Annotated in this window: 7 protein-coding genes; 5 read left to right on the top strand and 2 right to left on the bottom strand. The window is 66.9% G+C overall.

What is annotated here, in order from left to right:
- Positions 1–242 precede the first annotated feature (242 nt).
- The 5 genes from CR157_RS21800 (at position 243) to CR157_RS21780 (ending at position 5,526) form a co-directional block, all read left to right on the top strand.
- On the top strand, positions 243–1,223 hold the full coding sequence (locus CR157_RS21800; RefSeq protein ID WP_110285620.1) for an AAA family ATPase: 981 nt from the start codon (positions 243–245) through the stop codon (positions 1,221–1,223).
- Positions 1,220–2,947, top strand: a complete 1,728-nt coding sequence (locus tag CR157_RS21795) for a cobaltochelatase CobT-related protein (RefSeq protein ID WP_110285619.1) — start codon at positions 1,220–1,222, stop codon at positions 2,945–2,947. The genes CR157_RS21800 and CR157_RS21795 overlap by 4 nt, the downstream gene beginning before the upstream one ends.
- Positions 2,948–2,993: 46 nt before the next feature.
- Positions 2,994–3,347, top strand: coding sequence for a Lin0512 family protein (locus CR157_RS21790; RefSeq protein ID WP_110285618.1), 354 nt, complete (start codon positions 2,994–2,996; stop codon positions 3,345–3,347).
- Entirely contained in the window at positions 3,340–3,717 is a 378-nt protein-coding gene (locus tag CR157_RS21785; RefSeq protein WP_110285617.1) for a Lin0512 family protein, read from the top strand. Before CR157_RS21790 ends, CR157_RS21785 begins: the two co-directional genes overlap by 8 nt.
- A gap of 210 nt (positions 3,718–3,927) precedes the next feature.
- Entirely contained in the window at positions 3,928–5,526 is a 1,599-nt protein-coding gene (locus CR157_RS21780) for an alanine/glycine:cation symporter family protein (RefSeq protein ID WP_110285616.1), read from the top strand.
- A gap of 52 nt (positions 5,527–5,578) precedes the next feature.
- Here CR157_RS21780 and CR157_RS21775 read toward each other — a convergent pair whose 3' ends face one another.
- Together CR157_RS21775 and pta are read right to left on the bottom strand one after the other, a co-directional pair.
- On the bottom strand, positions 5,579–6,328 hold the full coding sequence (locus CR157_RS21775) for a sulfite exporter TauE/SafE family protein (protein WP_110285615.1): 750 nt from the start codon (positions 6,326–6,328) through the stop codon (positions 5,579–5,581).
- A gap of 4 nt (positions 6,329–6,332) precedes the next feature.
- Positions 6,333–7,361: a phosphate acetyltransferase gene (pta, locus tag CR157_RS21770; protein ID WP_110285614.1), complete on the bottom strand. Its 1,029-nt coding sequence runs from the start codon at positions 7,359–7,361 to the stop codon at positions 6,333–6,335.
- Positions 7,362–7,560 lie beyond the last annotated feature (199 nt).

Here is a 7,560-nt window from a genome sequence, read left to right as displayed (position 1 = left end):
CCTCGGCGCGCCGCCGATTGATGTTTTTGTGGTACAAAAAGTTCCGGATAACGAAACCTGATCAGAATCTAGCCATCCCGCGGCCGCTCGTCAACATAAAATCTCATAAAATGGTACAGATTGATTGATTTTAAGAAATCGGTGTATGCTGCCCCGACGCACTGGCGACCCATGGGCGCCAGTCCCCGAGACAAGGCCACGCATCAACGGCCAGCGCCCCCAGGCGGGCCGAGGAGGCAGCAATGACAGACCTCATCAACGCCAGACCCGACACCCGGCTGTCGGCCCGGGAACTCTTCGGCATCGACAGTGACCTGCAGGTGCCGGCGTTCAGCGAACGCAGCGAATATGTCCCCGAAATCGACGAGGCCTATCGGTTCAACCCGGACGTGACCCTGGCGATCCTCGCCGGCTTCACCCGCAACCGGCGGGTGATGGTCCAGGGCCTGCATGGCACCGGCAAGTCGACCCATATCGAGCAGGTGGCGGCGCGGCTGAACTGGCCCTGCCTGCGGGTCAACCTGGACGGCCATATCAGCCGCCTCGACCTGGTGGGCAAGGACACCATCGTAGTGCGCGACGGCCTGCAGGTGACCCAATTCCAGGAAGGCATCGTGCCCTGGTCGCTGCAACGCCCGGTGGCACTGATCTTCGACGAGTACGATGCCGGCCGTCCCGACGTGATGTTCGTCATCCAGCGCATCCTCGAGCGCGACGGCCAGTTCTCGTTGCTCGACCAGAACCGGGTGATCGATCCCCACCCCCACTTCCGCCTGTTCGCCACCTCCAACACCGTGGGCCTGGGCAACCTGTCGGGGATGTACCAGGGCACCCAGGTGCTCAATCACGCCCAGATGGACCGCTGGAACATCGTCGCCAACCTCGACTATCTGCCCCACGAGGAGGAAGCCGCCATCGTGCTGGCACGGGTGCCGAGCAAGAACGACGAGAAGGGGCGCAAGCTCATCGATGCCATGGTCGCGGTGGCCGACCTGACGCGTAAGGGCTTCGCCGCCGGCGACCTCTCCACGCTGATGTCGCCGCGCACGGTGATCACCTGGGCCGAGAACTGCGAGATCTTTCGCAACCCCGCCCTCGCCTTCCGCCTGTCGTTTCTCAACAAGTGCGACGAGGCCGAGCGCCATACCGTGGCCGAGTACTATCAGCGCTGCTTCGGCGAGGAGCTGGACGAATCCTGGATTCACGAGGCGACCCCGTCATGACCCCGAGCGCCCAGCAGCTCGCGCGTCGGCAGCAGAAGGTCGAGGAGCTGTGTGCGGCCACCCTGCGCGCGCTCACCGGCGATGCCGCCCTGCACTACCGCGGGCGACGCCTCTACCGGGGGGAAACCCGGCTGCCTATCCACGCCCCCCACCTGCACATCGACCCCGAACAGGACGCCCTGGCCGACTGCCGCGCCGCCGCCGATGGCATGGCGCTGCGCCTGCTGCACTCCGATCCGGCGCTGCATCGCCGCCTGTGTCCCGACGACCCCATCGAGCGCCTGGTCTTCGAGCTGCTGGAGCAGTTGCGGGTGGAGAGCCGGGTACCGGCGGACATGCCCGGCATGGCCGACAACCTGCGGTATCGCTTCGAGAACTGGTCGCGCGCCTTCCATCGCTCGGGGCTGACCGAGGGTAGCATCGGCATGCTGCTCTACTGCGTGGCCCAGATGTGCTGGTCGCGACTGACGGCCCGGCCCGTGCTAGAAGAGACCGAGGACGCCATCGAGAGCATGCGGGTGACGCTGGTCGGTGCACTGGGCAGTGCTCTGGCCGGCATCCGTCGCCACCGCGACGACCAGCAGGCCTTTGGGCCCCATGCGCTGGGGATCGCTCGCCTCGTCGGTGAGCGGGTGCGGGCCGCACGCGCCGCCGCGGAAGACGACGACGAGGCCGCCGAAGACGATGCCAGGCACGGCTTTGCCCTGCTGCTCGACTTCGACCAGGACGAGGGCGACGATGACGGCATGGCCACCGCGGCAACCGGCACCAGCAAGGTGTTCGAGGAGGCCGCCCTGGCCTATCGCGTCTACACCACGCGTTTCGACCGCGAGGTGGCGGCCGGCCGCCTGGTGCGCGCCCCCCTGCTGCGTGAATACCGCGAGCGACTGGACAAGCGCATCGCCGAGCAGGCCATCAACCTGCCACGCCTGGCGCGCCTGCTCGGCGCCGTGCTCGCCGAGCCTCACCGCGACGGCTGGCGGTTCGGCGAGGAAGAGGGGCGCATCGACGGCCGCCGCCTCGCCCAGCTGGTCAGCTCGCCCACCGAGCGACGCCTGTTCTGCCGTGAGCAATACAAGCCGACGGCCGACTGCGTCGTCAGCTTCCTGATCGACTGTTCGGGGTCGATGAAGCACCATATCGAGCCGGTCACCATGATGACCGAGAGCCTGATCCGCGCCCTGGAGATGATCGGCGCGCGCAGCGAGCTGCTCGGCTTCACCACCGGGGCCTGGAACGGTGGCCGCCCTTACCGGGAGTGGATGAGCCACGGCCGGCCCCCCGGCCCCGGGCGGCTCAACGAGGTCTGCCACCTGGTGTTCAAGAGCGCCGACCGCCACTGGCGGCGGGCGCGTACCGATATCGCCGCCCTGCTCAAGCCCGACCTCTTCCGCGAGGGCATCGACGGCGAGGCGGTGGACTGGGCCTGCAACCGGCTGCTCGCGCGCAGTGAAACGCGGCGCATCCTGGTCGTGATCTCGGACGGCTGCCCGGCCGACAGCGCCACCGGCCTGGCCAACGACGGCTTCTACCTGGACAACCACCTGAAGGACGTCGTGGCCCGGCGCACCCGGGAGGGCGAGGTGGAGATCCTCGGGCTCGGCGTGGGCCTGGACCTCAGCCCCTTCTATCGCCGCTGCCTCGCCACCGACATGTCGCAGGCCCTCGACGGCCCCCTGTTCCGTGACATCGTCGCGCTCATCGGCGGCCGTCACCGCCGCTGAACCACGGGCCGGCCCACTTCTCACCACCAGCAAGAGGTACCCCGACATGGCCAAGACCCGGATGGTGACCCAGTTCGGCATGGGCACCTCGATCCGTAGCCGGAACTATACCGCCGCCGCGGCGCGGGCGATCCGCGACGCCCTCTGGCACAACTCGCTCAACGTGGCCGAGGCCTTCGGCTTTCCCAAGCAGGCGATGCTGATCGATGTCGAGGTCGGCGTGCAGCACCCCGATGCCGTCGATATCGCCGCCCTGCTCGATATCTTCCCGTATGGCCAGCCCTCGATCACCCTGGTCAAGGGCGGACTCGACGTCACCAAGCCCGACGGCAGCGGGCTCACCGTGATCGCCAATGCCGCCGTCGTCGTCTCCTTCGACCTGGAGCGTCAGCATGCCTGAATCACGCCTCATCCTCGAAATGGGGACCGGCAACGACCTGTACGGCGGCGACTACACCAAGGCGGCCTGCCGCGCGGTGCAGGACGCGCTGCACCACTCCTCTATCGTGCTGTTCAAGTCGCTGGGCTACGACCACCGGGAGATGCGCGTGCAGGTCACCATCGGCGTGCAGGAGCCGGACCGGGTCGACGTCGACGTGGTCACGGCCGAACTGCCCCGCGGCCGGGCCGAGGTCAGCGTCGTGCACGGCGGGCTGAACGTCCACGACCCGGACAACGACATCACCCATGTGATTGCCACGGCGGCGATCGCGGCACTGCTGCCGATCGACCCTGCCCAGTGGCGGCTGAGCACGGGTGGCGGGGCCTGATCGGCCGCCGGGCTGACGCCGCCAGTTTCCGCCTCCGCCATTCGTTGCCGGCCACAGGTCCCATCATTGTCTCCCAAGTGGCCCCAACGGTAGGGGGCCAGCCCTGCTAGGGTCATGACTAGCGAGACAACAGATCGCCACTCGGCGGACAGCCGAGGAGCCTGTCCCTGGCCCTGATACAACGACAACGACTCGCGAGGCACCCTGCTTATGAGTCTCCCTCTCCCGTCGCGCCCACGGTTCTGGTCCTTTCCCCTGCTGCTGCTGAGCGCGACTTCCAGCGCCCAGGCGGCCAGCATCGACCAGGCCACCGAGGCCTTGATCGCCCCCGTGGCATCACTGTTCTCCTCGCTGATCTTCTTCAGCCTTCCCCTGTTCGGCGCCGAGCTACCGCTGGTGGTGCTGTGGCTGGTGGCCGGTGCGGTGTTCTGCACCGTCTATTTCAACTTCATCAACGTGCGTGGCCTCGGCCATGCGTTCAAGCTGGTGCGCGGCGACTACGCCCACCCCGGTGACCAGGGGGAGGTCTCGCACTTCCAGGCACTCGCCACCGCGGTCTCCGGGACCGTGGGGATCGGCAACATCGGGGGGGTCGCCATCGCCATCTCGCTGGGCGGCCCCGGCGTGCTGTTCTGGATGGTGCTGGCCGGCTTCCTGGGCATGTCGACCAAGTTCGTCGAATGTGCCCTGGCCACCCACTACCGCCGCCAGAATGCCGACGGCAGCGTCTCCGGCGGGCCGATGTTCTATCTCGCCCGCGGCCTGGCCGAGCGCGGCCTGCCGCGCCTGGGGCGCGCCCTGGGTAGGTTCTACGCGGTGGGGATCGTGATCGGCTGCCTGGGGATCGGCAACATGTTCCAGTCCAACCAGGCCTTCATGCAGTTCGTCAATGTAACCGGCGGCGCCGAGGCCAGTTGGTTCGCCGGCAGGGGCTGGCTATTCGGCCTGATCATGGCCACCCTGATCGGCACCGTGATCATCGGCGGCATCAAGTCGATCGCCCGGGTCACCGAGAAGGTGGTGCCCGTCATGGCCCTGCTCTACTGCAGCATGGCGCTGCTGGTCCTCGGCATGAACGCCGAGGCCATTCCCTTCGCCATCCATGCCATCTTCCAGGGCGCCTTCACCCCCGAAGGGGTCGCCGGCGGCACCCTGGGGGCGATCATCATCGGCTTCCAGCGGGCGGTATTCTCCAACGAAGCCGGTATCGGCTCGTCGGCCATCGCCCATGCCGCGGTACGCACCCGAGACCCCATGACCGAGGGCTATGTCTCGCTGCTCGAACCCCTGGTCGATACCATCGTCATCTGCAGCCTCACCGGCCTGGTGATCATCACCACGCTCTACTATGACCCGGCCTTCACCGACGGCGCCAGCGGCATCGAGATGACCTCCCGGGCCTTCGAGCGCAACGTGGCCTGGTTCCCGCTGCCGCTGTCGGTGGCGGCCCTGCTGTTCGCCTTCTCCACCGCCATCTCCTGGTCCTACTATGGCCTCAAGGGCTGGAGCTACCTGTTCGGCGAGGGGCGGCTGGGACGCAACCTGTTCAAGCTGCTGTTCTGTGGTTTCATCGTCATCGGCTCGATGATCCAGCTGCAGTCGATGCTCGACCTCTCCGATGCCCTGGTGTTCGTGATCTGCGTGCCCAACATCCTCGGCATCTACCTGCTGGCACCGGTGATCAAGCGAGAATTGAAGCGCTACCACCGTAAGCTGGCCAGCGGCGAGATCCTCGATCATCGCGCTCATGCATCGCGGTCGTCTGCCTCCACCACATCAACGAAGGCCTCTGACTCGACCAATAGCTGAGCCCCCTGGCCAGGGGCTTCAAGCCAGGGCGTTTCAAGCGAGCCAGGGCGTTTCAATAGAGTGCCGCCATGACCAGGCCGATACCGATCGCCGTCAGCACGGCGAAAGCGATCCGGCGCATCGTCTGCGCTGAAAGCGGCAGGGGCAGGCGACGCCCGAGGTAGGTGGACAGTGCGATGGCCGGGACCGACCAGGCCGTGAGCACCAGGATCTCTGTATTCATCTGCCCCTGGGAGACCACGAACAGAGTACGCACGCCGGAGGTCACGGCGAAAAGCAGAATCAGCAGGTTGCGGATGCGCACCGGTTCGATGGGCTGACGGTAGCAGTGATAGATCAGTGGCGGACCGGCGATGCCGAACAGTCCCCCCAGCAGGCCGGAGAGGCCACCGAACAGGGTAAAGCTGCGCAGCGGGGAGAGGGTGGCCTGACGGCTCGGCCGCAGCAGCAGGCTCGCGCCACCGTAGAGGATGACCAACCCCAACAGCAACCTGAGCAGCGTGGCTGCACTGCCGCTGAGGTACTCGAGCAGCAGCACCCCTGCCACGATCATCGGCACGATGCCGAGGCCGGCCGCCCGCACCGACGGCCAGTCGACATGCTGCAGCCTGCCGGGCAGGGCCACCAGGCAGTTGATCAGCGTCATCAGGCTGACCACGGCGGCGACGGAGGTCACCGGGGCGATGCCCAGCCCGCTGGTCGCCCCCATCACGATCATGCCCAGGCCAAACCCGGTTACCGTCTGGAAGTAGCCGGCCAAGGCGGCAATGGCCAGAAACGGCAGCAGGACCTCGACACCCATGGCCTCAGTCTCCGCCGGCCGCCCGGCGACGACTATCGGCCGCCTGTGCCTGCACTGTGGTCACGGCGATGACGTGGTAAATGTCGTCGACGCTGCAACCGCGTGACAGGTCATTGGCCGGCCGGGCCAGCCCCTGCAGCAGCGGGCCGATGGCCTCGGCGCCGCCTATGCGCTCGGCCAGCTTGTAGCCAATGTTGCCGGCCTCCAGGTCGGGAAAGATCAATACATTGGCATTACCCTTGACCCGGGATTCCGGCAGCTTGCGCTCGGCGATCTCGGCCACGATGGCGGCATCGAGCTGGACATCCTCGTCGATGGCCAGGGCCGGGCGCTGGGCCTTGACCCGCCGTGCCGCCTGCACGACCTTCTCCACGTTACCGTGGCGAGCACTGCCGCTGGTGGAGAACGACAGCATGGCCACCCGCGACGGTTCGCCCAGCAGCGACTCGGCACTGTCGGCCGCCGCCATGGCGATATCCGCCAGTTCGTCGGCATCGGGCTCGATGACCAGGCCGCAGTCGGAAAAGATCATGCCCCCCTTCAGGCTATGGAATGGCTTGCACAGCATCATCAGGAAGAAGCTGGACACCAACCGGCAACCCGGCGCCAACCCCAGTATCTGGATCGCCGTGCGTACCACCTCGGCGGTGGGGTGCACGGCGCCGGCCACGCAGCCATCGGCATGGCCTTCACGGACCAGCAGGTTGGCGAAGCACAGCGGCTCGCGCACCGCCTCCTCGGCCTGCTCGCGCGTCATCCCCTTCATTTCCCGCAGCGCATGGAGCGCCTCTGCCAGGGAGGCGGTCAAGGGGGAGTCGGCGGGATCGATCAGTTCGATGCCTGCCAGGTCAACCCCGTGAGTGGCCGCCGTCGAGGTGATAGCCCGACGATCACCCACCAGCTGGACCCGGGCGATCCCGTCGTCGGCAGCCATGATGGCCGCTCGGAGAATGCGTTCGTCCTCGCCTTCGCAGAGCGCGATCCGTCGGGGCGAGTGGCGGGCACGATCGAGTATCCGGTTCAGTGCTTTCATGTCACAGACCTCCTGCACTCGGGCATGACATAGCCCTGGAGAAAAAGCCCCCGGCCAGGCCGGGGGAAGACCACTTCCGCTATTCGCTCACGATCGCTTGAGCTTCAGACGTAGTCCTGGTACTTCTCCAGCAGGCGCACCGGCTTCTTCAGCGCGTCGCGGCGGAACGGGTCGCCCAGCTCCCGGGTGCACATGATCT

The sequence above is a fragment of the Halomonas sp. LBP4 genome (assembly GCF_003202205.1).
GTDB lineage: Bacteria > Pseudomonadota > Gammaproteobacteria > Pseudomonadales > Halomonadaceae > Halomonas > Halomonas flagellata.
The sequence above is the reverse complement of the archived record's forward strand: the minus strand, read 5'-3'. Positions and strand labels throughout refer to the sequence as shown.

What these genes read in the sequence shown, in the direction of transcription:
- CR157_RS21800 (WP_110285620.1), top strand. Translation starts at nt 243, where the DNA reads ATGACAGACCTCATCAACGCCAGACCCGACACCCGGCTGTCGGCCCGG.
- CR157_RS21795 (WP_110285619.1), top strand. Translation starts at nt 1,220, where the DNA reads ATGACCCCGAGCGCCCAGCAGCTCGCGCGTCGGCAGCAGAAGGTCGAG.
- CR157_RS21790 (WP_110285618.1), top strand. Translation starts at nt 2,994, where the DNA reads ATGGCCAAGACCCGGATGGTGACCCAGTTCGGCATGGGCACCTCGATC.
- CR157_RS21785 (WP_110285617.1), top strand. Translation starts at nt 3,340, where the DNA reads ATGCCTGAATCACGCCTCATCCTCGAAATGGGGACCGGCAACGACCTG.
- CR157_RS21780 (WP_110285616.1), top strand. Translation starts at nt 3,928, where the DNA reads ATGAGTCTCCCTCTCCCGTCGCGCCCACGGTTCTGGTCCTTTCCCCTG.
- CR157_RS21775 (WP_110285615.1), bottom strand. Translation starts at nt 6,328, where the DNA reads ATGGGTGTCGAGGTCCTGCTGCCGTTTCTGGCCATTGCCGCCTTGGCC.
- pta (WP_110285614.1), bottom strand. Translation starts at nt 7,361, where the DNA reads ATGAAAGCACTGAACCGGATACTCGATCGTGCCCGCCACTCGCCCCGA.